The organism is Clostridium sp. CAG:221 (genome assembly GCA_000435835.1).
Taxonomy (GTDB): Bacteria; Bacillota; Clostridia; order Clostridiales; family Clostridiaceae; genus Clostridium.
This window is the reverse complement of the sequence record FR883414.1, coordinates 7,291-33,385: the sequence shown is the minus strand read 5'-3', so window position 1 is coordinate 33,385 and position 26,095 is coordinate 7,291. Positions and strand designations below refer to the sequence as shown.

Annotated in this window: 27 protein-coding genes and 1 riboswitch; of the genes, 1 reads left to right on the top strand and 26 read right to left on the bottom strand. The window is 28.8% G+C overall.

Annotated elements, in window-relative coordinates; all coding sequences use genetic code 11:
- Window positions 1–26: 26 nt before the first annotated feature.
- The 12 genes from nikC to Q5O44_RS10765 all read right to left on the bottom strand — a co-directional run bounded on the left by nikC (window position 27) and on the right by Q5O44_RS10765 (window position 10,698).
- Entirely contained in the window at window positions 27–815 is a 789-nt protein-coding gene (nikC, locus tag Q5O44_RS10820; protein ID WP_368074948.1) for a nickel transporter permease, read from the bottom strand.
- A 34-nt stretch (window positions 816–849) separates the two neighbouring features.
- Window positions 850–1,794 carry an ABC transporter permease gene (locus tag Q5O44_RS10815; protein ID WP_022168441.1) on the bottom strand — a complete coding sequence of 315 codons (945 nt, stop codon included), beginning with the start codon at window positions 1,792–1,794 and terminating at the stop codon, window positions 850–852.
- Between the two features lie 187 nt (window positions 1,795–1,981).
- Window positions 1,982–2,341, bottom strand: coding sequence for a metal-sensing transcriptional repressor (locus tag Q5O44_RS10810; RefSeq protein WP_022168440.1), 360 nt, complete (start codon window positions 2,339–2,341; stop codon window positions 1,982–1,984).
- A gap of 227 nt (window positions 2,342–2,568) precedes the next feature.
- Window positions 2,569–3,375, bottom strand: coding sequence for a phosphonate ABC transporter, permease protein PhnE (gene phnE, locus Q5O44_RS10805; protein ID WP_022168439.1), 807 nt, complete (start codon window positions 3,373–3,375; stop codon window positions 2,569–2,571).
- Window position 3,376: 1 nt separating this feature from the next.
- Window positions 3,377–4,201, bottom strand: coding sequence for a phosphonate ABC transporter, permease protein PhnE (gene phnE / locus Q5O44_RS10800; RefSeq protein WP_022168438.1), 825 nt, complete (start codon window positions 4,199–4,201; stop codon window positions 3,377–3,379).
- 2 nt (window positions 4,202–4,203) lie between these two features.
- Window positions 4,204–4,968 carry a phosphonate ABC transporter ATP-binding protein gene (phnC, locus tag Q5O44_RS10795; protein WP_022168437.1) on the bottom strand — a complete coding sequence of 255 codons (765 nt, stop codon included), beginning with the start codon at window positions 4,966–4,968 and terminating at the stop codon, window positions 4,204–4,206.
- A gap of 112 nt (window positions 4,969–5,080) precedes the next feature.
- A complete protein-coding gene (locus Q5O44_RS10790) occupies window positions 5,081–6,091 on the bottom strand; it encodes a phosphate/phosphite/phosphonate ABC transporter substrate-binding protein (RefSeq protein ID WP_022168436.1) in 1,011 nt (336 codons plus the stop codon).
- Between the two features lie 267 nt (window positions 6,092–6,358).
- Complete coding sequence (locus Q5O44_RS10785) at window positions 6,359–7,948, bottom strand: AarF/ABC1/UbiB kinase family protein (RefSeq protein WP_022168435.1); 1,590 nt, start codon at window positions 7,946–7,948, stop codon at window positions 6,359–6,361.
- Between the two features lie 20 nt (window positions 7,949–7,968).
- A complete protein-coding gene (locus tag Q5O44_RS10780; RefSeq protein ID WP_022168434.1) occupies window positions 7,969–8,286 on the bottom strand; it encodes a phasin family protein in 318 nt (105 codons plus the stop codon).
- Window positions 8,287–9,014: 728 nt separating this feature from the next.
- Window positions 9,015–9,743, bottom strand: a complete 729-nt coding sequence (locus Q5O44_RS10775) for a hypothetical protein (protein WP_022168433.1) — start codon at window positions 9,741–9,743, stop codon at window positions 9,015–9,017.
- A complete protein-coding gene (locus tag Q5O44_RS10770) occupies window positions 9,736–10,209 on the bottom strand; it encodes a hypothetical protein (protein ID WP_022168432.1) in 474 nt (157 codons plus the stop codon). Before Q5O44_RS10770 ends, Q5O44_RS10775 begins: the two co-directional genes overlap by 8 nt.
- Before the next feature lie 219 nt (window positions 10,210–10,428).
- On the bottom strand, window positions 10,429–10,698 hold the full coding sequence (locus Q5O44_RS10765) for a hypothetical protein (protein WP_022168431.1): 270 nt from the start codon (window positions 10,696–10,698) through the stop codon (window positions 10,429–10,431).
- A 150-nt stretch (window positions 10,699–10,848) separates the two neighbouring features.
- On the opposite strand from Q5O44_RS10765, the gene Q5O44_RS10760 reads away from it, so the two are divergent.
- Window positions 10,849–11,115, top strand: a complete 267-nt coding sequence (locus tag Q5O44_RS10760) for a hypothetical protein (RefSeq protein ID WP_022168430.1) — start codon at window positions 10,849–10,851, stop codon at window positions 11,113–11,115.
- A gap of 108 nt (window positions 11,116–11,223) precedes the next feature.
- Here the strand turns inward: Q5O44_RS10760 and Q5O44_RS10755 are convergent, their stop codons facing one another.
- From Q5O44_RS10755 to Q5O44_RS10690, 14 genes are all read right to left on the bottom strand, one after another.
- The gene (locus Q5O44_RS10755; RefSeq protein ID WP_022168429.1) at window positions 11,224–13,389 is read right to left on the bottom strand and encodes a UvrD-helicase domain-containing protein; all 2,166 of its coding nucleotides are present in this window, start codon (window positions 13,387–13,389) and stop codon (window positions 11,224–11,226) included.
- Between the two features lie 62 nt (window positions 13,390–13,451).
- Window positions 13,452–14,636: a cation:proton antiporter gene (locus Q5O44_RS10750; RefSeq protein WP_022168428.1), complete on the bottom strand. Its 1,185-nt coding sequence runs from the start codon at window positions 14,634–14,636 to the stop codon at window positions 13,452–13,454.
- 106 nt (window positions 14,637–14,742) lie between these two features.
- The gene (gene thiE, locus Q5O44_RS10745; RefSeq protein ID WP_022168427.1) at window positions 14,743–15,357 is read right to left on the bottom strand and encodes a thiamine phosphate synthase; all 615 of its coding nucleotides are present in this window, start codon (window positions 15,355–15,357) and stop codon (window positions 14,743–14,745) included.
- A 74-nt stretch (window positions 15,358–15,431) separates the two neighbouring features.
- Window positions 15,432–16,022 carry an energy-coupled thiamine transporter ThiT gene (gene thiT / locus Q5O44_RS10740; RefSeq protein WP_022168426.1) on the bottom strand — a complete coding sequence of 197 codons (591 nt, stop codon included), beginning with the start codon at window positions 16,020–16,022 and terminating at the stop codon, window positions 15,432–15,434.
- Between the two features lie 18 nt (window positions 16,023–16,040).
- Window positions 16,041–16,841, bottom strand: coding sequence for a hydroxyethylthiazole kinase (gene thiM / locus Q5O44_RS10735; protein ID WP_022168425.1), 801 nt, complete (start codon window positions 16,839–16,841; stop codon window positions 16,041–16,043).
- A 32-nt stretch (window positions 16,842–16,873) separates the two neighbouring features.
- Window positions 16,874–17,683 carry a bifunctional hydroxymethylpyrimidine kinase/phosphomethylpyrimidine kinase gene (gene thiD / locus Q5O44_RS10730; RefSeq protein ID WP_022168424.1) on the bottom strand — a complete coding sequence of 270 codons (810 nt, stop codon included), beginning with the start codon at window positions 17,681–17,683 and terminating at the stop codon, window positions 16,874–16,876.
- Between the two features lie 246 nt (window positions 17,684–17,929).
- Entirely contained in the window at window positions 17,930–19,276 is a 1,347-nt protein-coding gene (gene mgtE, locus Q5O44_RS10725; protein WP_022168423.1) for a magnesium transporter, read from the bottom strand.
- A 489-nt stretch (window positions 19,277–19,765) separates the two neighbouring features.
- Window positions 19,766–19,867: riboswitch (TPP riboswitch) on the bottom strand.
- 86 nt (window positions 19,868–19,953) lie between these two features.
- Window positions 19,954–21,711, bottom strand: coding sequence for an aminopeptidase P family protein (locus Q5O44_RS10720; RefSeq protein WP_022168422.1), 1,758 nt, complete (start codon window positions 21,709–21,711; stop codon window positions 19,954–19,956).
- Between the two features lie 208 nt (window positions 21,712–21,919).
- A complete protein-coding gene (locus Q5O44_RS10715) occupies window positions 21,920–22,063 on the bottom strand; it encodes a hypothetical protein (RefSeq protein ID WP_022168421.1) in 144 nt (47 codons plus the stop codon).
- A gap of 60 nt (window positions 22,064–22,123) precedes the next feature.
- Window positions 22,124–22,291 (bottom strand): hypothetical protein, encoded by a 168-nt coding sequence (locus tag Q5O44_RS10710; RefSeq protein WP_022168420.1) that lies wholly within the window; start codon window positions 22,289–22,291, stop codon window positions 22,124–22,126.
- A gap of 38 nt (window positions 22,292–22,329) precedes the next feature.
- Window positions 22,330–23,190 (bottom strand): hypothetical protein, encoded by an 861-nt coding sequence (locus tag Q5O44_RS10705; protein ID WP_022168419.1) that lies wholly within the window; start codon window positions 23,188–23,190, stop codon window positions 22,330–22,332.
- A gap of 91 nt (window positions 23,191–23,281) precedes the next feature.
- Window positions 23,282–23,857: a hypothetical protein gene (locus tag Q5O44_RS10700; RefSeq protein ID WP_022168418.1), complete on the bottom strand. Its 576-nt coding sequence runs from the start codon at window positions 23,855–23,857 to the stop codon at window positions 23,282–23,284.
- Between the two features lie 56 nt (window positions 23,858–23,913).
- A complete protein-coding gene (locus Q5O44_RS10695) occupies window positions 23,914–24,465 on the bottom strand; it encodes a hypothetical protein (protein WP_022168417.1) in 552 nt (183 codons plus the stop codon).
- 191 nt (window positions 24,466–24,656) lie between these two features.
- Complete coding sequence (locus tag Q5O44_RS10690; RefSeq protein ID WP_022168416.1) at window positions 24,657–25,862, bottom strand: NAD(P)/FAD-dependent oxidoreductase; 1,206 nt, start codon at window positions 25,860–25,862, stop codon at window positions 24,657–24,659.
- Window positions 25,863–26,095 lie beyond the last annotated feature (233 nt).

Below are 26,095 nucleotides of genomic sequence, written 5' to 3'. Positions count from 1 at the left end.
TTTTATTTCAAATTTATATTGTAAATTTATTTAGTATCAAAATAATCTCTAATTGTATCACCTAATAAATTAAAGCACATTATAGTAATAAAAATAGCTATTCCAGGTGCTAAAATCATCCATGGAGATGTTTGAATCATACTTCTACCATCATTCATCATACTTCCCCATTCTGCAGCTGGAGCTACAGCTCCTAATCCTAAAAAAGAAAGCGCTGCCAATTCCATCATCATTGTTCCAATATCTACTGCTGCCATTACAATTATTGTCCCTATACTATTAGGTAAAATATGTTTAATTATTATTTTTCCATTACTTAATCCATTAAGCCTTGCTGCATCAACAAATGGCTGATTTTTTAAACTCATTGCTTGAGTTCTTGCTATTCTTGCATACTTAGGCCAACTAATTGCAGCTAATGCAATTACTGCATTTTGCATTCCACCACCAAGAACTGCTGCTACTGCAATGGCAAATACCATTCCTGGAAAAGCTAAAAACATATCAGCTATTCTCATAAATACGACATCTCTAATTCCGCCATATATACCACAATATAGTCCTATTGTAGTTCCTACTATAGTAATTATTAATATCAATGCAATAGTAGAAAAAATACTACTTTTTCCTCCAACTAGCACCCTTGAAAATACATCTCTTCCGTATCTATCCGTTCCAAAAAAATGTGCTAAAGATGGAGATTGGAGTGCCTTATTTAAATCTTGAGCATATGGATCATATGGAACTATATACTCTGAAATTAAGGCTATTACACATATAATTGCACATATACTAGCAAAAATAATTAGTTTCATATTGGTTTTCTTCTTTTTATTCATACTAACAGTTCTATTCCTTTCCTAATCTGATACGAGGATCTAAATAATGATGTACTATATCAGATATAAGATTTATTGCAACATATATAAATGCCATCCAAATAACGTATGCTTGAATCATAGGATAGTCATACATATTAATAGAATCAATTGCTAACTTTCCTACTCCATCCCACATAAAAATGGTTTCAACTATGGCTGTTCCACCAAGAAGAGAGGCAATAGATAATGTTAATAATGTAATAATGGTCATTATTGAACATCTAAATACACTTTTAAATAAAACAGTTTTATATCCTATTCCTCTGGCATAAGCTGCAATAACATAATCTTTATTTAACTCCTCTAATACTACAGCTCTTACTTGCCTAGTATATTTACATATCATTGCTATAGAAAGAGTTAATGTTGGCATAATTAAATTTTTTAAATTAGTAATACCTGCAGAAGCTATAATAGGTAACCATTTTAACTTTACAGAAAATAATAGAATTAATAATAACGCTAAGAAAAATCCTGGAAGTGAATTTCCTATAAAACTTAAAACTCTTATAATATAATCTATAAATTTATTTTGAAAGACTGCTGCAATAATGCCCAATGGAATAGATATTATTACAGTTAATAATATAGATGATGCCATCAAAAGAAATGTATTAGGTAATTTTGATATTATAGTACTAAATACATCCTTACCTGAAACGTAAGAATTCCCCATATCCCCTTTAAAAATTCCTAATAGCCACTGTCCATACTGAACTAAAAATGGCTTATCTAATCCTAGTTCATTTCTCATACTCTCTTCCACCTCTTGTGAAACTACACTCCCTGTATTCTCCAATAGTTTATCTACAGTATCTACAGCTGTTGTATTCATCATTGTAAAAGTAATAAATGTTATTCCAAATAAAATTGGTATAAGCTGTAGAAACCTTTTTCCTATATACTTTATCACTGCTTTTCTATCCTTTCTTTTATAAATCCTCAAATTAATATTCTTATTAGCAATATGCTAATCCTTTACAACTTTTCTTAATAAAGTATATCAATGGTAATTATATCTAACAACCCTCCCCCTAGGGTAATTTTTTGCTTTTTTTAAAACAAATAAAACTATTACTGGTGAAAAACCAGTAATAGTTTTATTTAATAAATTTAATTATGGCTTTATTTAAATCTTCTATAGCTTTTTCTTCTCCTGATTTCACAGCAATAACTATGCAATCCTCAATATATTCTTGTAAAATAAGTTTTCCTGTATTATTTAAAGCTGAAATTACTGCCGCTAATTGAATTAATGTCTCGTTAGCTTCCCTCTCATCTTGAACCATTCTTTTTACGCATTCTAAATGTCCTATTGCACGTGATAATCTATTTACAATAGCTTTAGTATTTTTATGTGTATGTTTATGAGTATGACTTTTATTTTCTTCATGAACATGAGTATATATCTGTCCATCTTTTCCTATATGTATATGTTCATTAATATTATTTTCTGCCATAATACTCCCCTTGTATAAAAAAATATATTAGATATAAATCCCAGTAATATAATTATATACTATTAAACCCGTTTTTTATTAATAAAATTATTTTTTATTTTCATTATAAATATTTATCTGTTAATTCAAATAGTAAAAATGCACCTCTATCGCTTTAATCAATCAAAAAAAACTAAAAGATTATTCATCTATAAGATGAACTCTTTTAGTTTTTTATTAAATATTATTTATCCTCTAGTAAGCTTAGTTCTAATTTTAGTTGATAAAATTTCTACCACTAATACTAAAACTATTAAACCACAAAGAATAGCTCCAACTTTTTCCCAGTTAAATGCATTCATTGCAAATATTAATGGTGCACCTATACCACCAGCGCCAACTAAACCTAATACTGATGCATCTTTTATATTAATTTCAAATCTATATATTGCAGTTGATATGAAATTAGTAAATAATTGAGGAAGTATACCATATCTTATTTTTTCAAAAGTATTACATCCTGCAGCATCTAAAGATTCTAATATCTTAGTATCTAAATCTTCTATTGCTTCAATAAATAACTTAGCTATCATACCAATTGATATTACTGAAACTGTAAGAACACCTGCAAAAGCCCCTGGACCTGTTACACGTATGAACATTAACCCATAAACAAAGGCTGGGAATGTTCTAAGACCTGCTATAATAAATAACCCTATAGAACTTACCCATTTAGGCATTAAATTACTTGCTGATACAAAAGCAAGTGGTATTGCTAATATTGTTCCTATTAAAGTCCCAATTAATGCAATACAAACAGTTTCTAATAATAATGCTGGAACTCCAGCTTTAAAATCAAATAGCATTTCCATATCAGGATGTATTATTCCTGATATTACATTTTTAGCAATATCTATACCACTTTCTTTTACACCGTTGAAGTTAATACCTATAGATGCCCATGCTACTATTGCTAAAACAAATAATACAGTTAGGGCTTTTTTTATCCATAAATTTGGTTCTTTTTGTAATTGATCTTTAACTGTTAATTCCATATTACCCCAACCTTTCTCTTATATATTTACTTACATTTTCTATAATTACAACTGTGATGAATAACATAAGCAGGATCATTCCAACCTTATCATATTCTCTCCAACCAATCTTTTCATTTAATATAAGACCTATTCCTCCAGCCCCTACGTATCCTAAGATTGCAGCTGCTCTAACATTAATCTCTAAACTATAAAGGCAAATTGATAAATATGATGGCATTATTTGTGGCATTATTGCTCCAACAAAAGCTTTTACTCTTGTTGCTCCAACTGCTTCCATAGCCTCAAAAGGTCCCATGTCAACTGTTTCAATTTTTTCATATAGCATTTTTGTAACTATACCAAAAGTAAAGATAGATATTGCCACTGTTCCAGCAAAAGTACCTAATCCAAATATATAAGTTGCTATTAATGCAATTATTAATGTTGGTAATGTTCTTGTAATACTCATTACAACTCTAACTAAATTTAATATTATTTTAGATTTATTAATATTAACTGAACATAACATTGCAAAAGGAATTGCAACAAAGCTACCAATCATAGATCCTAAAATAGAAATCTTTATTGTTTCTATAAGCGGAGAAATAACCGCCTTTGCATAACTAAAATCAGGATGGAACATATCTTTTAATATAACAAAGAATTGATTCCCTCTCCTAATTATTGTTTCAAAATTAAAACCAGTTACATTGGCAGAAACTATTATTGCTAAAACTAATCCTAATATCACAAAAGGTGCAATTGGAGTTGGTGGTTGAATTTCTCTACCATCACTTAAAATAATCTTTTTTGGCTTAAAAATATTTTTTATTTTATCTAACATAATTAAGCCCCCATTACTTCATCAGCAGCTAATTCACGACCATATATTTGTTTTAATACTTCATTAGTTACATCTTTAGCTGCTCCGTCGTATACTATTTCTCCTGCTTTTATTCCAATAACTCTATCAGCATATTTTAATGCTAAATCAACGTGGTGAATATTAATTAATACAGACATATTTAATTCTTTATTAATCTTCTTAAAGTCATCCATAACTTGAGTTGCAGTTATTGGGTCAAGAGCTGCAACTGGCTCATCTGCAAGTATTATTTCTGGTTTTTGTGCTAATGTTCTAGCTAAAGCAACTCTTTGTTGTTGCCCACCTGAAAGTTGATCTGCTCTAACATACGCCTTATCTAATATACCTACTTTATCTAAAGCTTCTAATGCTATGATTTTATCTTCTTTAGAATATAATCCTATAATTGATTTCCATAATGGCATATCTGGAACTCTTGAAGTTAATACATTGTTTATTACAGTAGTTCTAGTTACTAAGTTAAATGATTGGAATACCATTCCTACTTTACGTCTAAATGTTCTTAAATCTTTACCTTTTAAGTTTTTTATCTCTTGTCCATTTACAATTAATGAACCTTCACTAATGTCATGCATTCTGTTAATTGTTCTTAATAATGTAGATTTACCTGCTCCTGATAAACCTATTATTGCTACAAACTCACCTTGATTTATTTCAAGTGATACATTTTTTAGTGCATGTAATCCATTGGGATAAACCTTATTTACTTTATCAAATTTAATCACGAGTGTCCCTCACATTCTAATATTATGTATTTTATGAATATATTGTATATTCTGCCCTTATATAAAAAATGAGTCCATGTTAAACATAAACTCATTTTTATATCTTTAATTACTACTGCATAGACTTAATTAATTCTTGTGCATCTCTTTCACCATCATAGTTAGCATCATCAGCTATTTCATAACCTTTGTGGCTGTAAATAGAGATGATCTTTTGTCCTTCTTCAGTATTACCTATGTTAATGAACGCTTTTTGAATAGCTTCTTTTAATTCTGGTGTCATTGAAGGATCTTTAGTTACTGATATTGTATCATTGTATATACCTTCAGTTACACCAATAACATTTGTTTCATCCCATATAGAATTTGTTCTTCCAAACTCTGAAGTCCATTGGTCAGCATAATCTAAACGAGCATCAGCATATGTTACCATTATATCAATTTGACCACTTGCTAATTGAGATAATGCTGTAGCATAGTTATCTAAAGCTACTTTACTTTGAAGGTCAGTTATTGATATTCCAAAGTTATCTTGTAATAAAAGGCTTGGATAAATATATCCTGCTGGTGAAGTTGTATTTGATGAAACTCCCCATGTAGCACTTTGAATATCTTCTAATGTTAACTCTTCACCATTATTAACTTTAGCTGCTAATTCTTGTCCTTTTTTACTTGGACCAGCTATTATTAATGATCTGTAGTAAGTAACTTTTTCGTCTGTATTTTCTGTTGGAGCTGTGTTCCAATCAGCAGCATATTCTGAATCATGACTTAATCCAAATCTTGTAGCTGTTAACGCAACATCTACTCCATCATCGTATAAAACATAAGTTCCACCAGGTATAAATCCAACTTGAGCTGTTCCTGAAGCTAAAGCTTCTCCAACTGCTTCAAAGCTTGTACCAACTTCAACTCTTACTTTTTCAAAATCAAATCCTAATGATGATAATTCATTCTTTAACATTTCTGCTAAAGGAGCTGTAGCACTTTGAATTTCTTCTGGATTTCTTGATGGAACAAAGTATACAACTAATTCATCATTAGTAGCTTTACTTGAACCACATCCAACAAACATTGACATACTTAGTACAAAAACTGAAAGTAATGCTAATATTTTTTTCATTTTTTCCCCTCCATCTTTTGTGATTTATTTTTTCTTTAGAATTATATCATCTTTTTCGATATTTTTATACTATTTTTTACACTTTATATTTTCTTATGCTTTTAATAGTATATTGCATAAATATAATAGTATATTACATAAACGTAATATACCCCAAAAATAAATTTGTAATATTATTTATTTTTCAGGGTATATATTTTCACTTAATATTAAATAATGGTCATTTCTCTAATTTTGCCTTGTACATAAATATATTATTAATATTTTTTACTTTAAGCTACCGGAACGTATTATGGAAATTAACAGCCATAAACCTAAAATAGCTGATACTATATATCCAACTACACCAATTATGGATATACCATGAATTTTAGGTCCAGGATTTGAGTTTATTATTATGGAGGAACCTACAATCATCCCTGCTATTATAAGAGAAAAAGATAATCTATTAATCATCTTGTTAAATTCATCCATATACTTGTTATTATCTATTTTTAAATTTACTTTTGCCCTACCTTTAGTAAGAGTATTAGTTAGCTCTACTAGTTTTTCTGGTATCTTTGAAACCTTATAACCCTTAATAAATAAATCTTCCTTACTAATATTATTAAATAAATATTTTTTACTATTATCTTTTACATAAGAAATAACTAGTGAAATAATGTTAACATCTGGTGATAGTTCTGCTATTATGCCTTCTAAAATTATCATACACCTAATTAGCATAGTAAACTCACTGGGAAGCCTTAAATTATTTTTCTTTGCAACATCCATAACTTCTTCTAATATTATTGATAGTTTTATATTCTTAATAGAAATAGTAAAATATTTATTATATAAATATTCAACGTCTTCATATAATTGTTCTCTCTTTACAGTTCCTGTCTGTATTCCAACATATAAAATAAAATCTACAACTATATCAATATCTTCAATAACTAAGCCAATAATTACATTATTTAATCTAGAAATAAACTCATTTGATAATTCTCCTATCATTCCAAAATCTATAAAGCATATCTTTCCATTGTTTATTAATATATTACCTGGATGTGGATCCGCATGAAAGAATCCATCCTCCATCACTTGTTTAAAATAAGAAATTGCCAATTCCTTTGCAAGCTTATCTCTATCATATCCATATTCATCTATAGCTTTTATATCATTAATTTTAAATCCATTTATATTTTCTAAGGTTAATACTTTTTCACCACTTAATTCATCAACTATATATGGAGCATATATGTAATCACTTCCTTGGTTTAGTTTTCTAAATCTTTTAATATTATTTGCTTCTAAGATAAAATCTAACTCATTTACTGTAGATTTTCTTATTTCCATTAATGTATCCTTTATATTTACAACAGATTCCTTAAAAATATGATCATATTTCTCACTTAAACCAATAAGTATATCTAAATCTATATACATTCTTTCCTTAATATTAGGTCTTTGAATTTTAATTACCACTTCACGGCCATCTTTTAATACACCAAGATATACTTGTGCTATAGATGCAGATGCAATTGGGTCCTTATTTATATAAAGAAAACTATCTATTAATTCCTTTGAAAATTCATCTCTAAAAATTTCTTCAAATTCTGAAAATTCCTCAATTGCTGCTCTATCCTGTAATTTAGATAATTCTTTAATATACTCTTCTCCTATTAAATCAGCTCTAGTACTTAATATCTGACCTATTTTAATAAAAGTAGGTCCAAGCTCCTCAAAAGCTTTCCTTAGGTTGGCAGGAGATTTTTTATCTTTTTTATTTTTCTTATCTACAATATAGCTTAATCCATATTTAGTAAAAATCCTTACTATTTCTTTAACTCTTTCTCCAGAAGTGTAAACCATAAAAAACCTCCCCTATAAATTTACTTTATGCGTTTTATTTCCTCTTCTAGTTCAACTACCCTTTCTTTTAATAAATCAAATTCAGTTCTTGATATGAAATTATATTCTGCAATTATTTTAAGTACTTCTTCCTTTGTAAGATATTTTTTATTATTATCATTTATAATAGAAGCCTTTTCCTTCATAGTTTTTCTTAATTCATCACCTATCTGCTTCCCTTCTTCTAATGTAAGCTTTCCCTTCTTTACCATATCATTTATTATTTCCATGGACTTTTCATAAGTTATTGATGCTGCTCCTATTCCAAGTAAAAATATTTTCTTAAATTCTTCCATCATAAATAAAACCACCTTTTAATTTTTTAACTTTTTTAAGTATTCCCTATACTGAAAAATTTTATACTTTCCTAAGCGTTAAAAAAAGAGCCACTTCTATCCCTGTATGGGACGAAATGACTCGTGGTGCCACCCAAATTTATATACTTAGTTACCTTATAATTATGAATTATGAGTGATGAATGATGAATTGTGGAATAAACTCACAGAGTTTAGAAAAAATATGTTTCTTAGAAATTCTTTTAGTTTCAACATTAATTCATAATTCTTAATTAAAAAATGGTATTTTGCCCTAATAGGACGAAATACCATTACTTCGCTATGCCACCTAAGTATAACTCTTTACCAGATACAGACTTTTTCCATAATAAAAACGTCGATATCCTGTCCTTTTAACGGTAGACTTACCGAAAACCACTACTTAGATAATGATGAATTATGAATGCTGAGTGATGAGTTGAGGAATAAACTCCTTCTGGAGTTTAAAAAATATTAATTTTAAGAAACTCTTTGAGTTTCCTCCTTAATTCATCATTTATAATTCTTAATTCATAATTCTGTTCATGATTTCATCTCAAAGGCCCATTCACTAGCTGCTACAGTATTTGGCTTTCACCATCCCAAAATCGCTTTAACTAAACTCAACTAGCTACTCTTCTTATCATAGACTTTATCTTTAATAATATTATATGCTGAACATCCAATATTTGTGAATTAATTTAAAAATATTTTTAATAGCTTGTCCACTTATTTAGATGTTTTTTATATTTCTCATACCATTGAAGATTCCATCCATTATCTATACATAAATCATATAATTCATCTTCATCATTTATTTCTTTTCTTGTTATTTTATCATGAGTTTCTTTATTTACTATTAATCCATTTTCAATATTATCACTATATTCTTGGTACATAGATACACTTCTTATATGAGAAAACTCACAAGTTCGTATATCTATATTTTTTCCTGTTAATTCATCTTCTTTTATATTATATTTTTTTATTCTTTTAGATTTTAGCTTTCTTTTTTGAGCTTTTAAATAATTATCAAACTCTAATCTTACTAGCTTAACATCATTGCTAGTATTTATTAAGTTATAATATTCGTTAACTATAGGTAAATATTTGTTATTACCTTTTTCTTCCATAAATTTATTTATAAATGATATAAATACAAACCCTCTAATATATTGTTTTCCATTGATACTTATTTCATATTCTTTCGGAACAGATTGTAAATAATATCTTGCATCTGCTTTTGTTTTAACTCGTAAAAGAGAATGAATACTCTCTTCTTCAATCCATATCCATCCTCTTTTATCTAATATAGCTTTATCAAAAGCGTTTTTAATGGCCTTAACAGTACGATTGTTTAAATTTTGTGCTCTTTCAGGCTCCTTATAGTGAACATCTTTAAGATAACTTTTTACCAAAATAAGAGCTTTACTATCATCCATTACCAATCATCTTATTATAAATGCTTGTAAGTTCAGCCATTGCCTCTACTGCCCTGGCATCCCTGTTAGTATCTGGATGAATTTTTCTTACTATATCATAATACCACCTTTTGGCAGCTTCCTTATTTCTATAATGAGTCCTATTAATATTTAATTTTCTCATTCTTGTTTCTCCTTCTAACTCAAGGAGATAATAAATATATTTTGTACTTTCATTAAGAAAATACTTTTTATCATTACATCCTATAGATTGGCCATTGTTTTCTGCAACTACTAATCCTATTTTTTTTAAATATTGAATTTTATCAAAAACACCTTTCCAGCTGTTACTTCCCATTTTTATAAAACTATCTATCTTCTGCTTCCCAATTATTTCTCTAATGTCCTTATTAATCATTGATTTAACAGTCTTTAATTTTCCTAAAGTCTTCAAGTCCTCAGGAGAGCTTGCTTCATACCATCTCATAAAATCACCCTTTAATATTAATACTCCTACTTCTATATATTAACGCTATTATAAAAACATAACTAAAATATTCCACTTTAAAGAATGAAGAATTAAAAATTAAGAATTAAAAATGAAAAATTAAATAAGCACATTCATTTTTAATTCTTCATTTTACATTCTACATTTTCAATTGGCGACTTAACTAAGTGAATTAGCGTAGCGTTATTCACTGATTAACTATAAAGGGCTTACTTTAATATATTGATTTTTTACTGCATTAGGCAATAAATATGATTTTGAATCCTTCTCACTTTCTCTACTTTCTATAGCTTCATCATCTGTTTCCACACTATCTTTATATTGAATAAGTAAATTTGTTTCTTTTTCATTGGACTCTGTTTTAGATGCCTTCACTGCTCTAAATTGATCTATGCTTAAAACAATTAAAAATCCTATAAAAGTAACTATAGTAATATAAGTTATAATAGTTATTAATTTCTTTACCATAACACAGCACCACCTTTATACTTCATAATATTATTTATATGCCAATAATATTATTACTATCTTAAGTATTTCCATAATTATTTCTATAAATTCTCATAATTTTTTCTTAATTGATAAAACTATATATAAAATACTTATGGAGGTATATTCATGCTAAAAAAACATTTTAAAATGTTATGTACAATGGCCTTATTATCATTATTTTTACAACAATCTGCAATTGCTTCAACTATGTATCCTAATGCTTTTGATAATATATTTGAAAAATTAGATAATTTTTTTCATTCTGATGGAGGTCATAAAGAAATAAATGTGCCTGAAGAAGAATTTTTAGAAAATCAATATTTACAAGACTATTATGAGGAAGATGAGAAATACTTAGAAAGACCAGAAGCACAACAATTTTATAAAGATTAATTAGATTTAGGACGTTAAAAAGGATGTATTTACATACACCATGCAAGAAAGTATAAACATATTAAAAAAGCTAAAAATAAGCAAATACTTATTTTTAGCTTTCTATTATCATTCTTCAACTTCATATAAAGTCTTATCTTTTGGTAGCATTTCTGCCAAATCCTTGTTAGTAAATATTTTTAATTCATGTAAAGCTCTAGTACATACTGTATAGAATAAGTTCTTATTGCTTTCATTTAAATATTCTTCACCATCTGCCACTATTACCCCATCAAACTCAAGTCCTTTAGATAAGTAAGAAGAAATTGCATTTACTCCTACTTTAAACTCTGAAGTCTCAGTGTCAATAAGATTAATTTCATCTAAAACCTCTTTAAGCTTACTATAAACATCATTGGTTATAGCTTTGGTCTTACATATAACTGCTATAGATTTATAACCTTTTTCTTGCATAGCTTCAATAGTCTTAGCTATATCGGCTATTTTATTTTCTGTAAGTATAACTTTAGGATTATCTCCTATTCTTTCTACTGCTTCTATTGGCTCATGTGTATCCAGTAGCTCTCTTGTAAAATTAGTTATATTTGCTGTTGAACGATAACTTTTTGATAACACTTCAATTTTTATGTCATTGAATATTTCTGTTATTGCATTTCTACTCTTAACGTTTGAATGCTCATCTATTCTTTGATTTAAATCTCCCATAATTGTTATTGCTGCATTTTTAAATGATTTTCTAATCAATTCATAAAATAATGGACTATAGTCTTGTGCTTCATCTATTAAGATATGCTTAACATTCTTATAACTTCTAAACCCTTCCATGGCAGCTCTTATATATAGCATAGGTGTTATATCTTCATATTTTACTTCTCTGTTATTTAAATATGCTAAAGTAATTTCTTTTACCTCGCCTAAATCATCATTGCAATATTTTTCAATATCACTCCATAATAATTTATATATTTCTACAGTATTGAATGTTAACACCATATTATCTATTTGAGCATTAATTTCTGCCCTACAATGTTCATAGAAGTTTTCTTTATCTTCTACATATTCAAAATCATAATCTCCTGAATCGCTATTTAAAAATCTATTTTCAACCTGTGAAAAAATGCTTTGTTTAACTACATTAATTCTGTTTAATAAAGGTATATCATTAAACCTCTTTAAAAATGTATTAGCAACGTTTTTAACAGGAATAATCTGCTTTCCTTCAATAAATATAGGTTTACATTTCACTAACTTTTCTGGCAGATCCTTGCAGAAGTCTTCTATAATCTCCATAAACTTTATACTATTTTTATATTCCATTGCTAAAGTTCTATTTGCTAACTGACTATCATTACTATATAAATAATCTAAATGCTCCGCCTTATTTTCAAAATGGTAATCTGTTGGCAGAGATTTTTTTGCATAAGCATCAAAAGTAGTTTGAAGCACATTATTTTCTCCAAGTTCCGGCAATACATCACTTATATATTCAGCAAACACTTCATTAGGACTGAAAATCAAGATGTTATCTGCTTGGAGATCCTTTCTATGCTTATATAAAAGGTATGCTGCTCTATGAAGAGCTATAGATGTTTTTCCTGAACCTGCTGCACCTTGAATAAATAAAGTTCTAGCATCATCATTTCTAATGATATCATTTTGTTCTTTTTGTATAGTAGCTACTATATTCTTCATTTTATCAGTAGCATTTCTACCTAACATTGCTGTTAATGATTCATCACATAAAGCTGCTCCTGAATCATGAGTAAATACAATTTTTGAATTCTTAATATTAAACTGTCTACTAAACTCAATGGTACCTTCTATCTTTCCTATAGGTGCATTATAAAATGCTGGACCTACTTCAAAATCATAAAACATATTTGCCACAGGTGAACGCCAATCAAAAACATAAAAATCAAAATTATCCTTGTCCTCAACACTAGCAAGTCCTATATAGAAACTTTCTCCTTCTTCACCTTCTTCTTTAAAATCCAATCTGGCAAAGTAAGGAGATTTCAATTGCCTTTCTAAAGTTCTTAATTTATTTATTTTATTAGCATAAGTCTTTTCTTCTAAAGCAATTTGACTGCAATTTTCTAAAACCTCAAATTCATCAAATTCACTTCTATTGTCCCATAAAAACTTTCTTTGTTTTCTTATTTCTTTATCCTGTTCAGTACTTAATCCACCATATTCATCTATAAGTTCATTAATAGCATTAATGGTTGTATTTAAATACTTTTCTTCCTCTTGCTGACTTCTACCAATATACATCTCTTTTTCTCCTCTGTATTTAATAATCAGTTTATTATTATACTTGATTACTTTCTATAAAATCAACTTGGAACGCTACTTTTATCTTTTGAAAAAACAATTTTTAATAATATTGGTGTAAATATACTTGTGAATACTACCATTAGTATAACTGGTGTTAAAAAATAACTACTCATTAAACCTAAAGCTAATCCTTTACTGGCAATAATAAGTGTTACTTCACCTCTAGTAATCATACCGCTACCAATCTGTATTGACTCCATATTATTATATCCACATAATTTGGCACCTAAACCACAGCCTATAATCTTTGTAAGAATAGCCACTACAATTAATGCTATAGTAATAATCACTATTTCTCCATTTAAATCTGGTAGCTTTACATTTAAACCAACACTGGCAAAAAATACTGGTGATAATAATATATATGATAATGTTTCAAATCTCTTTGTTATATATATAGTTTCTTTGTTGGATGAAAGTACAAGACCTGCTATATATGCCCCTGTTATATCGGCAACACCAAAAAATTCTTCTGCACTAAATGATAGTAATAAACATATTACGAAAGATACTATGACAAACCTCCTTTTATCAATATCATATTTATCCACCCATTTATTAAATAATTTATACGTAATAATTCCTACAATAATACTAAATATAAAAAATCCTACTATTTTTACAATAACCTTTATTACACTTACAGATGAACCAGCCAAACTTGTAATAATAGTTAAAACTAGCATTCCTAAGACATCGTCAATAATGGCTGCTCCTACAATTATATTTCCTACAGAAGTAGATACCTTTCCAAGCTCCCTTAAAGTTTCCACTGTTATGCTAACAGATGTTGCTGTTAAAACAGAGCCTATAAATATATTTTGCACAAAAGCACTTACATTTTCTACTTTACCATGGTTTATACAATATGCTAAAATTGTACCTCCAATTAAAGGTATAATTACTCCCATTACTGCTACTATAAATGAAGTCTTTCCACTTTTCTTAAATTCACTTAAGTTGCTTTCAAGTCCTGCATTAAATAATAATACTATAACTCCCACTTCTGCCAACTGCCTAATAAAATCTGTTTCCTCTATTATATTAAATACCGCAGGTCCTAATATTAAACCTGCCAATAATGCTCCAACCACCTGTGGTAATTTAAATCTTTTCGTAACTAACGATAAAACTTTTGTACTTAGTAAAATAAGCGCAAGATCTAATAAATACCGATATGACATACCTCATTACCTCCCATAAACTCCATCTCATATAAATTTTACCACTTATTAATAATAAAAAGTCATAGAAAAATAATCGTTTTTTTCCTATGACTTGTCACATTTATTAATTATTTATTTTTATTATCCAGCTTTCACATTCTTTTTTAATATTTTCTTTGGCCAATATAGCTGAAATAACAGCATATCCATCAATATTACATTTTTTAACATAATCTAAGTTATCTAAGTTTAAACCACCTATTGCTGTTATTGGCAAATTTACTTTCTCCTTAATGTCTTTTAATGTATCTAATGATACTCTTTTGGCATCAAGCTTTGTTTGGGTACCAAATATATCTCCTACCCCTAGATAATCTGCTCCATCTTCCTTTGCCTTTTCAGCTTCTTCTACTGTCCTACAAGAAACACCAATTATTTTTCCTGGCATCAATTTTCTTGCTTCCTTTGCTGGAATATCACTTTGCCCAAGATGCACTCCATCAGCATCACAAAGCATTGCTATATCTATTCTATCATTTATGATAAATTTAACACCATACTTCCTAGTAAGCTCTCTAAGGTTCATAGCTTTTTCTAAAAATTCTTTACCATCAGCTTCTTTTTCCCTTAACTGCAACATGGTAACTCCACCCTTTAAAGCCTCTTCTATACAATGATAAAAATCACGGCCCTTTAATATATCACTATCAGTAATTAAATATAGTTTTAGCTCTTCCATAACTCCCCCTTATTTGAATGTAAAATGAAGTTTATTCCTCAATTCATCATTCATCATTCATAATTCATAACTTACTAAGCTCTTGCGTGTTTCTTTAGTCTGTCAAATGGTAAAATGGCTAGTATTACAATGCAAAGAATTCCTTCAACTCCTGCTGTTGAACCGTTATATATTAATGAATATAACACCGCTCCCATATTTTCTGGTGCAAAGGCTCCAAAGAAAACAACACCTGATAAGAATTTTGAAAATACATTAAGAGCTACCGCCATTAAAGGTCCACATATTCTTTTCATTTTTGTATCACTTCCAAAAGTACCCGCTAATCCTAATGCCATTGTTGGGAAGATATAATCTAGTAAAAATTGCACTGGATGAATTACATAAGGCCCATCTAATAGTGATAATAATCCAAATACAAGCCCTGCAGTTACCCCTGCTGTCTTACCATAAAGTAATGAAAAAAGCATTACTGGCAACATTGAAAACAGTGCAATCCCTCCACCTTGTGGATATCTTACTATTTGAATAAGGCTTAGCACAAAAGAAATTGCAGCTATTAATGATGCCATTACCATTTCCTTAGTGCTCATTCTATTGTTTTTAAAATCAATTACATATGATATTACTATAATTGCTGAAATTATTCCTAAAAATATTGTCATCTTTATTCCCCCTGCTTATTATTTTATTTTTTCTTCTATTTTTGTTATTCTTGCATTTTCTTCAATTAGATTCTTATTTAACTTATTTATGTTATCCATTAATTTTACTTTGAAGCTTCCTAAAGGAGTATTACCTTCATCTGCTAATTCTCCTGCAATACCCATAACAAGCGTCCCCATAGCAGCTGATTCTAATCTATTTTTTCCTGTTCCTAAGAAGCTTCCTATTAAACTACCAGTCATACATCCAGTACCTGTTATTCCTTTTAGTTTTGCTGTTCCATTTTCAATCTTTATAACATTTTTACCATCAGATACATAATCAATAACTCCAGTAGCAACTATTACGCATTCTAATCTTTTAGCTGCTTTCTTCACTATTTCACTTATATCTTCTACATCATCAAAAGAGTCCACACCTTTTCCATTAACATCTAGACCACATATATATTTAATTTCTGCTACATTTCCCTTGACCACATCAAATTTCACTTCATTTAAAAGCTTATTAACAAATTCACTTCTTGTCTTTGTTGCAAAAACTCCCACTGGGTCAAAAATCACAGGTTTATTATATTTATTAGCTGCTTTTCCAGCTTGTACAAACAAATCTAGTCTTGATGAATTCATAGTTCCTATATTGATAACTACTGCTGAAGAAATGCCTATTACCTCTTCTACCTCTTCATAACTATAACTCATAAGAGGACTGGCTCCCAGTGCCAAAGTCACATTTGCACAATCATTTATTGTTACTTCGTTAGTATAATGTACTACCAATGGGTTTATTTCTTTAACCTTGTCTATTAACTCATACATAGTTTATATCACCAATACTTTCTCTTTCTTCTTTACTTTATCTTTGATTCTTCAAATTTATAAAAATGATGAACTGGCCCTACCCCGTGTCCCATATCAAAACTATGCTCAATGGCTTCCGTAATATACTTCTTACTTAATGCTACAGATTCCTTAATATCATATCCCAATGCAAGATGAGCTGTTATTGCAGATGATATTGTACATCCAGTACCATGGGTATTTTTTCTATTTAGCCTCTTTGATTTAAATACGTGAAAAATATTCTCACCTATTAATACATCTACTGCATCTCCATCTAAATGGCCACCTTTCATCAACACAAATTTAGGCCCCAGTTCCAATATTTTTTCTCCTGCCAGTTTCATATCTGTAACAGAATTAATCTTTATACCTGTAATTTCTTCTGCTTCAGGAACATTAGGCGTTACCAAGTAAGCCATAGGAATTAGATATTTTATTAAATTTTCCTTTGCTTCAGGTTTTAATAATGAATATCCGCTTTTAGAAATCATCACTGGATCAACTACTAAAAAACTTGGATTATATTTCTTAATGGTATTTACTATATCCACTATTATTTCCGGACTAGATACCATACCTATTTTTACGGCTGCTGGCTCAATATCATCAAAGACTGCTTTTATTTGACTTTTTATTATTTCACCACTTAACTCCTCAACAGCAAAGACACCTTCTGTATTTTGCGCTGTTACTGCCGTAATAACACTCATTCCATATGTACCAATAGCACTAAATGTTTTTAAATCTGCTTGTACTCCTGCTCCCCCCGAAGAATCAGAGCCTGCAATGGTCAGTGTTGGCACTCTATAATTTTTCAAAATTATTCTCCCTCCTTGGTTAATTATGAATTATGAATGATAAATGATGGATTATGAATAGTACAAAAGTGGCTGACTTTAATACAATAAAATCCAGAACATCAAAATCTCACTTTTTTCTTCTGATGTCCTGGATTATTAAGGTTACTATTTTTCTTTTATTATATATTATTATTTTAACATATTTTTATTCACTTATATGATTAAGTAAATATGGTTTTTTTATATTTTTTCTTACAAGAGCTACTAATTTAAATAACTAATGAAAATAGTAGCTAATCCTAAAAAGAAGAAAAATCCTAAAACATCAGTTACTGTGGTAACAAATACAGCAGATGCTAATGCTGGATCTACATTTACTTTTTTTAATATTACTGGAACTATAAAGCCAGCTATTGTGGCAACCACCATATTTAAAATCATTGCTGTACCTATAACTATACCAAACATAAAGTTTCTTTCCCATAGATAACCTATTACTGCAATGGCAGCACCTATGGCGATTCCTGTTGTAAACCCTACTAAAATCTCTTTTTTTAATATTCTTTTAGCATTTTCACCTGTAAGCTCACCTAAAGCTATACCTCTTACTATGATTGTTAATGTCTGTGTTCCTGCATTTCCTCCCATACCAGTAACTATAGGCATAAATGTTGCAAGTGTTACTACTTGTGAAATAGTTCCTTCAAAAATACCTACTACCGCTGAAGCTAAAAGTGCTGTAAGCAAATTTACCATCAGCCATGGAAGCCTACTTTTTATTGATTCTCTTAAGGTTCCATCAACTTTTTCTTCTTCATCTATTCCTCCTAGACGATGAATATCCTCAGTGGATTCATCTTTTATTACTTCCATGATATCATCAGCAGTTACTATCCCTAAAAGCTTTTCCTTTTCATCAACTACTGGCATTGATATAAAACCATACTTTTCAAAGGCATTGGCTACTTCCTCCTGATCCATATCATATCTTAAGGCTATAACATTAGTATTGGTTATTTCTGAAATTTTCATATCAAAATCAGTACATACTATATCTCTTAGTGATACTACACCTCTTAAAATCCTCTTCTTATCCACTACGTATAGATAATATATACTTTCAGCATCTGGTGCTTCCTTTTGAAGATATTTTAAAGTTTCCCTAATAGATTTATTTTCATCTATAGAAATAAATTCTGTAGCCATTATACCACCAGCTGTTTCTGGTTCGTAAGCTAATAATCTTTGGACATCTTTTCTATCTTCCGCATTTATTTTCTCTAAAACGGCTTCAGATTCTTTATCATCTAGCACTCCTATTAAATCTGTTATTTCATCTGAGGACATCTCATTTAAAATCTTCTTCTGTTTACTTTCAGGAAACTTCTTTAAAAGCTTATACTTTTCTTCATCATCATCTTCCTCTTCAATAACTGCTGCAATCATCCATTCTGGTAATCTATTTAATATTTTTCCTACTTCATTTTCATTTTCATGAATTGCATCTAAAATATCTGCTGGATGAATATCTTCAATTATTTCTGCCAACTCTTTATCAGTACCATGAATCAATATTTTTAATAATCTTTTTTCTGTCATTTCTAGATTCATTTTTACTCCTCCTTAAAGGCAGGAAGATTAAAGCTTGCCAGTGAGGCAAACCTCTTCTTCCATAGCTTTATTCACTTTTTTATTTTTACTCTTCAGCTTAATCGGACCAGATTCCATTTACCTCACCACCTCTCAAATATCTAAGCAAAAGTACAAAAGTGGCTAACGCCACGCTTCAGCGAAGGAAGCAACTTTTGTTAGCCAACCAAAAGGTTCTAAAAGAAAAATAAGTCCTTACAAAAATTTAATTAATTTATTTTTCTTTTACGGTTCTTTTGGGGCACTATAATTTTCTTTTTAACGCATTAGTAACACTGTATATAAGAAATGGCTAATTTATTAGTATTCCCTATGCTAAAAATTTTATACTTTTCTAAGCGTTAAAAAAGCTGCACTCTTACCAGAGTACAGCTCTTGAATATAAATAAATAATTAAGCTACTTAAATAAAAGTAGTTTTCTTTTAATTCATCATTCATAATTCGTCATTCATCATTGATTTACGCTTTCCTCCGCTGGCATTATCCAGTTCAGGTACAAGGGTTGATTATGTCATATCTCTCAGCTTTTTGTAGCACCCCTAGCAAATTTTATATATTATTGTCCCTTTTATTGTAAACTTATCTATATATTTTTACAACACTTTATTTTTTAAAATTAACCTATTATATCTTATGTCTATATTTCTCTGGTTTCATATTTTAAAAATTCTTTTTCTTCTTTATTTAAATATGGACTCAATCTTTCATAAACATTTCTATGATATCTATTAAGCCATAATCTTTCTTCCTTGTTTAGCATTTTTACATTAACACCATTTAAATCTATTGGGCAATATGAAATAGTATTAAATCTATAGAATTGTCCATTTTCATTTAATTCATCTTTTACAACTAATAATGTATTTTCAATTCTTATACCATGCTTTCCTTCTTTATATACTCCTGGCTCATTAGTTATTACCATACCTAGCTCCAATGGAACCTTATTTCCACTTTGCCTTAATCCCTGAGGTCCCTCATGAACATTTAAGAAGAAACCTACTCCATGACCAGTTCCACATTTATAATCTAATCCATGTTTCCATAATGGTCCTCTTGCAAGAATATCTAAATTTTCTCCATGGGTTCCCTTTAGAAACTTAGCTCTAGCTAAATTTATATGTCCTTTTAAAACTAAAGTATAATCTTTCTTTTCTTCTTCAGTAAGCTTTCCTAAAACAAATGTCCTTGTTATATCAGTAGTGCCATCAAGATATTGTCCGCCAGAATCAACTAGGAATAATCCTTCTGCTTTTAATTCATAATCACTTTCTTCACTAGCAGAATAATGCATCATTGCTGCATGTTCCTTATATCCAGCTATGGTCTTAAAGCTATCACCTTTAGATAGTTCTCCTTCTGCTCTTAACTGAGACAATTTTTCACTGGCAGAAATTTCTGTAATCTTTTCCTTACCCACATTTTCCTTAAGCCATTTAATAAATTTAACCATTGCAACGCCATCTCTTACCTGACATTTACCTAAGTTCATAATTTCCACTTCATTTTTTATGGCTTTTAAGTCTGTAGTTATATTGCTCTTAAAAATAATTTCACAATTAATTAATGAATATAACCTTGCATTTACTTTTGACGGATCTAATATGACCTTTCCTTTTAACTGTGCTACTGCTTCTTCAATATGATTATAGTCATGGACTTCAATACCTTCCATTAAAAGCAATTCTCTAACTTCATCAGAAACCTTTGACTTATCTATATATAGCTGTGCACTATTTTTAGTTATTATTGCATAACTTAAAACTACAGGGTTAAATAATATATCATTTCCTCTAATATTAAAAAGCCATGCTATATCATCTAATGAAGATATTAACATAGCATCTCCATTCATCATTTCAATAGCTTGTCTTACATCTTCAATCTTATCTTTTGCCATCATTCCACAATATTTAATATCATGTATAAATACTTCTCCTTTAGGCAATTCTGGTCTTTCCTGCCACACATCTTCTAATAAATCATGGGCCATATCTATATTAAATTTATTTTCATTAGCAATTTCTAATAATTCCTTATACTGATTTATTGAATAACATCTTCCATCAAACCCTACAGTTTCTCCGCTCTTTACGTTTTTCTTAATCCACATAGGTAATGTATCAACACCAGCTGTGGCCATCTTCATTAAATCTATCCCTGATTGGTTTAATTCTTCCTGTGCTTGAATAAAATATCGTCCATCAGTCCAAAGCTTTGCTTCATTTTCCCCTACCAATAAAGTACCTGCTGAACCAGTAAAACCTGAAATATATGCTCTTCCCCTATAATGTTCTGAAACATATTCACTTTGATGTGGATCACTACTTGGAATTATATAATAATTTATATTATTTCTTTTCATAGCCTCTCTTAAATTTTCAACATTTCTCACAAATAAGCCTCCTTTTTATTTCATTCACAATTTTATTATACATGTTAATTATTATTTTCAAATATAAAAAACTTATATTTGAAAAATAAAGATAATCTAATTCAATTTAATCATAAAATAAAGCTGCATTAATGCTTACAAAGCTTTTATACTTCTTCTACATTAATCAGCTTTACAATTATATTATTTCTCAAATTTTTTCATATTATTATTCTTTTAATATACTATTAATTTTCCTTTTAATCTTATTTAAAGGATCATCCTTAGAATATGATAAACCTATTTTTTTAGGGCCTACACCACCTTTAGCCTTTATATCTCTTGCTAATTTAATACTTTCTTCTCTATTCATGTACGCCTTCCTAAAATTGCTTCCATATACTATATGATTTACTTTTCTTTTTAGTTAATTTTATTGCTTTAATGATTTTAAAATATGCTCACTTTTTAAATTAGCTTTATTTAGAGAATCTCCTCTATTGGATAAATCAACAGTTTTTGCTCCTACTCCGCCTTTTACCTTTATTCTCTTTGCTAACTTTATGGCTTCTTTAAATGATAGTTCAGATATTTTACTCATAATAAAATGCCTTCTTTCTATGGTTTTAATGTAACCTTTTAATATTCTAATGTTGCAATTATATCAGTTACATAATTTTCAAATATTTTAAATAAATTCACTATAAATCTTTGTTCTACTTCAAAAATATATTCTCGACCTTTTAATATAATAACAATTTTTTTATTATAATATACTGGCGTATAAGGAATAAATAACAATTGATATCTTTGTGCCACAATAGTTGATTTATTTTCATTAATATCTTTTATTACTGTATTTATATTAGTATCCGTTAGATTATATGTTAATTTTAGCTCTCTATTAAATAAGTCATCCATAATTAAATAAGCTACTTTTATATTACTACTTTGAAAATTACAGTAATATTGAGTCAATTCTTTAAATTCCTCTGGCCAATTAAAATGTTCAAAATCTTGTTCTAACTTTTTCCTTATACATTGCCTTTGTATATACTCTTCAAAATTTTGAATTACTTCATATTCAGACTCTATTTTATCTAATATTTTATCCATATTATTTTTTTGTTCTTCAATATTAGCTTGTACTTCATCTTTTGAAATTTTAGCCCACCCTAAAGATACTTCCTTTAAGCCACTAGCTGATATTATTAATATATCTAATATTACAGCCGTTACCATTGAAGCTATAAACACTAAAAAAACCATCCAGATAACTTTTGGTATACCAAAACTATTATTGATTTCTAGCTTTTTTACATCTATTATATTTATGATTACAGCTGCAATAAACAGCCATATACTATAATAAATTCTTCTAATTATCTTAATGTTTTTGCTTATAGCATCTTCTCTACCATAAGTAGTAAATGTAAATATTAAATATAATATGGGAATTATAAAAAATAATAATAATGGATTAAAACATTTATCTATCACAGAATTACCTCTTTATACAGTTATTTTTTTCCATATATTAATATTATATAATTATAAATAAAAAAATAAAATGTAAAGCTATTTTGCTAACTTACATTTTATTTTTTAATTCCTGTATTTCTTTTTCCAGTGCACTAATTCTATCATTTAATTGTCTTATAATATCTTCTTCATATTTCTCATTATAACTTTGCTTTTTTTCTTTATGAGATTTCTTTTTGTTTTTCTTCTTAACAATTCGTTCACCGCCATCAGAAGTTTCTGGTTCTGCTATAAAGGGATTAGATATATTTCGATATTCTGGGCTATAATACCTTCCTGGGCCTGCTTGATAATATTGTTGTTGAGCATTAAACATTACTATTACTTGGGCAATTAACTGTACCCAATTTCCAAAAGCATTTGCCACATTAGAAGGCATATTGCCTGATAATATGCTTCCAATAACTTCTCCTAAAACAGTAATAAGCATTGGATCTATATCTTGAAAGCCAAAGGGAATATCTAAATCACAATATTTATACTTATTTTCACTTGCACCACCAGTAGGATCTATTTCGCACTCTTTATTTTGTTGATTTTCATAGTAACTTTCTTTATTGTCACTTTTTTTATTCTTATTTTTTCTATTAATTTTATCATTAGTAATATCTGCATCCCAAGCCATATATTTTTCCTACTATATAATACTATTGCTTATTACCATATTACGTATATTTAAACTTAAGGGTTCATATTATCTACTATAGTCTTTTCTAAAAAGCTTACTCTTGCTTTTAATTTTTCTATCTGATCTTTCAATTCTTCAATGATGATTTCTAAGCTTTCACTACTCTTTTTATTGCTACCTTCTGAATTATCTTCAGAATTATAATTGGATTCTTTTGAATTACAACTACAAAATGGATTATTTACATTTTTATATCTTAAGTCATAATAACGTCCTGGACCATTTTGAAAATATTGTTGCTGTGCTCCATAAGTTTCTATAGCTTGCCCTACCAAGTTAAGCCAATTTGATATAGCCACAGCTACATTAAAAGGTACACTTCCTGATATAATATTACCAATAACTTCACCAATAGTTAAAAAAAACATTGGATTTATATCTTGGAATCCTCCAGGAATATCTAAATTTACATTAGCACAGCAATTACTATCAGCTCCCCCTGAAGGATCTATATCTGGAATACTACTTGAAATATTATCTTCCTTTTCTACATAACCATTTCTCTTAAGCATTTCATATATTTCATTTAAATCATATATATTCATTTTTTCTCTAAAATTTATAAATAATTGATTTACTAATATTTTATGCCTACTTTTTATTTTAGTAACATTTTATTATTTCTTTTCATAATATATATTATAACACTTAGCAAATAACACTTAGCAAAAGTTATACTCCTATCTTTCGGCATAAAACTAAGCCTCATAGAAATATCCTATGAGGCTTTTTAAATTTAAAAGTCACTACCTGCTAAATATCCTGTTGAAAATGCCATTTGAAGATTATATCCACCTGTTTCAGCATCTATATCAATTACTTCTCCGGCAAAATATAAATTATTTATTAATTTGGATTCCATGGTAGAAGCATTAATCTCCTTTACTTTAACTCCACCTGAAGTTACCTGTGCTGCCTTTATAGTTAAAGTCTCCCTTGCTGTAAGCTTCATTTCTTTTATATATGAAATTATCTTAATTTCATCTTCTTTTTTTAAATCACTGGCTTTAACTTCCACTAAGTTAAGCATTTCAAATATCTGTTTTAAGAAATTTTGTGGTAAAATTCCCTTTAAATTATTTAATACAGTCTTATTACTGTTACTTCTAATTAATTGTGAAAGTTCATCTTTTGATTTATCTTTAAGAAAATCTAAAACCACTTCTACCTCACCATCAGCTAAAGCCTTATTTAAATATGAAGAAATCTTTAATACTGCTGGACCTGATATTCCAAAATGAGTAAATATCATATCTCCTTCTTTTTCAAACTTCTTCTTTTTAACTTTTGCTTGTATATGTACATCCTTCATAGATACACCTTGAAGTTTTTTAACAAATTCCTCCTTTATAACAAGGGGAATTAAAGCTGGATAAATAGGTGTTATTGTATGGCCATGTTTTTTAAGAACTTCATACATACTTCCATCTGATCCTGTTGTAGGGAAGCTTTTTCCCCCAGTTGTAACTATCACTTTATCACCTGTAATAGACCTACCTGTATCCAGTACCACACCTTTTACTACATTCTCCTTTATTATTAAATCTTCAACTTTTGTATTATATAATATCTTAACACAGTTTTCTCTTAATTCATTTTCAAATAAAGCTATTACTTCATCTGCTTTATCGCTTTTTGTATATACTTTTTCATCATACTCTACCTTATATTCTAATCCTTTTTCACTTAAATACTCTAATAATTGATAGTTTGAAAAAGTATATAAAGCACTATATAAAAATTTATTATTAGTTACTATTTTACCAAAAAACTCTTCAATATCTCTGTTATTAGTGATATTGCATCTTCCGCCACCAGTAAGTTTTAACTTCTTGCCTATTTCATTATTTCTTTCTATTAAAATAACTTCATTATTTTTAGCTGCCGTTATAGCTGCCATAATACCTGCTGGCCCGCCTCCTATAACAATAACCTTTGCCATTTTGCCTACACCTCACTATCAGTCATTTGTTTATTTTCTTATTATAACAGAAAAAATATTATGTATATAGTACAAAAGTGGCTGACGCCATGCTTCAGCGAAGGAAGCAACTTTTGTTAGCCAACCAAAAGGTTCTAAAAGAAAAATAAGTCCTTACAAAAATTTAATTAATTTATTTTTCTTTTACGGTTCTTTTGGGGCACTATAATTTTCTTTTTAACGCATTATTAACG

Bases quoted from the DNA above. Each gene is read 5' to 3' on its own strand.
- nikC (WP_368074948.1), bottom strand. From the start codon at position 815: ATGAAACTAATTATTTTTGCTAGTATATGTGCAATTATATGTGTAATA.
- Q5O44_RS10810 (WP_022168440.1), bottom strand. From the start codon at position 2,341: ATGGCAGAAAATAATATTAATGAACATATACATATAGGAAAAGATGGA.
- phnE (WP_022168439.1), bottom strand. From the start codon at position 3,375: ATGGAATTAACAGTTAAAGATCAATTACAAAAAGAACCAAATTTATGG.
- phnE (WP_022168438.1), bottom strand. From the start codon at position 4,201: ATGTTAGATAAAATAAAAAATATTTTTAAGCCAAAAAAGATTATTTTA.
- Q5O44_RS10790 (WP_022168436.1), bottom strand. From the start codon at position 6,091: ATGAAAAAAATATTAGCATTACTTTCAGTTTTTGTACTAAGTATGTCA.
- Q5O44_RS10785 (WP_022168435.1), bottom strand. From the start codon at position 7,948: ATGGTTTACACTTCTGGAGAAAGAGTTAAAGAAATAGTAAGGATTTTT.
- Q5O44_RS10780 (WP_022168434.1), bottom strand. From the start codon at position 8,286: ATGATGGAAGAATTTAAGAAAATATTTTTACTTGGAATAGGAGCAGCA.
- Q5O44_RS10775 (WP_022168433.1), bottom strand. From the start codon at position 9,743: ATGGATGATAGTAAAGCTCTTATTTTGGTAAAAAGTTATCTTAAAGAT.
- Q5O44_RS10770 (WP_022168432.1), bottom strand. From the start codon at position 10,209: ATGAGATGGTATGAAGCAAGCTCTCCTGAGGACTTGAAGACTTTAGGA.
- Q5O44_RS10765 (WP_022168431.1), bottom strand. From the start codon at position 10,698: ATGGTAAAGAAATTAATAACTATTATAACTTATATTACTATAGTTACT.
- Q5O44_RS10760 (WP_022168430.1), top strand. From the start codon at position 10,849: ATGCTAAAAAAACATTTTAAAATGTTATGTACAATGGCCTTATTATCA.
- Q5O44_RS10755 (WP_022168429.1), bottom strand. From the start codon at position 13,389: ATGTATATTGGTAGAAGTCAGCAAGAGGAAGAAAAGTATTTAAATACA.
- Q5O44_RS10750 (WP_022168428.1), bottom strand. From the start codon at position 14,636: ATGTCATATCGGTATTTATTAGATCTTGCGCTTATTTTACTAAGTACA.
- thiE (WP_022168427.1), bottom strand. From the start codon at position 15,357: ATGGAAGAGCTAAAACTATATTTAATTACTGATAGTGATATATTAAAG.
- thiT (WP_022168426.1), bottom strand. From the start codon at position 16,022: ATGACAATATTTTTAGGAATAATTTCAGCAATTATAGTAATATCATAT.
- thiM (WP_022168425.1), bottom strand. From the start codon at position 16,841: ATGTATGAGTTAATAGACAAGGTTAAAGAAATAAACCCATTGGTAGTA.
- mgtE (WP_022168423.1), bottom strand. From the start codon at position 19,276: ATGAATCTAGAAATGACAGAAAAAAGATTATTAAAAATATTGATTCAT.
- Q5O44_RS10715 (WP_022168421.1), bottom strand. From the start codon at position 22,063: ATGAATAGAGAAGAAAGTATTAAATTAGCAAGAGATATAAAGGCTAAA.
- Q5O44_RS10710 (WP_022168420.1), bottom strand. From the start codon at position 22,291: ATGAGTAAAATATCTGAACTATCATTTAAAGAAGCCATAAAGTTAGCA.
- Q5O44_RS10700 (WP_022168418.1), bottom strand. From the start codon at position 23,857: ATGGCTTGGGATGCAGATATTACTAATGATAAAATTAATAGAAAAAAT.
- Q5O44_RS10695 (WP_022168417.1), bottom strand. From the start codon at position 24,465: ATGAATATATATGATTTAAATGAAATATATGAAATGCTTAAGAGAAAT.
- Q5O44_RS10690 (WP_022168416.1), bottom strand. From the start codon at position 25,862: ATGGCAAAGGTTATTGTTATAGGAGGCGGGCCAGCAGGTATTATGGCA.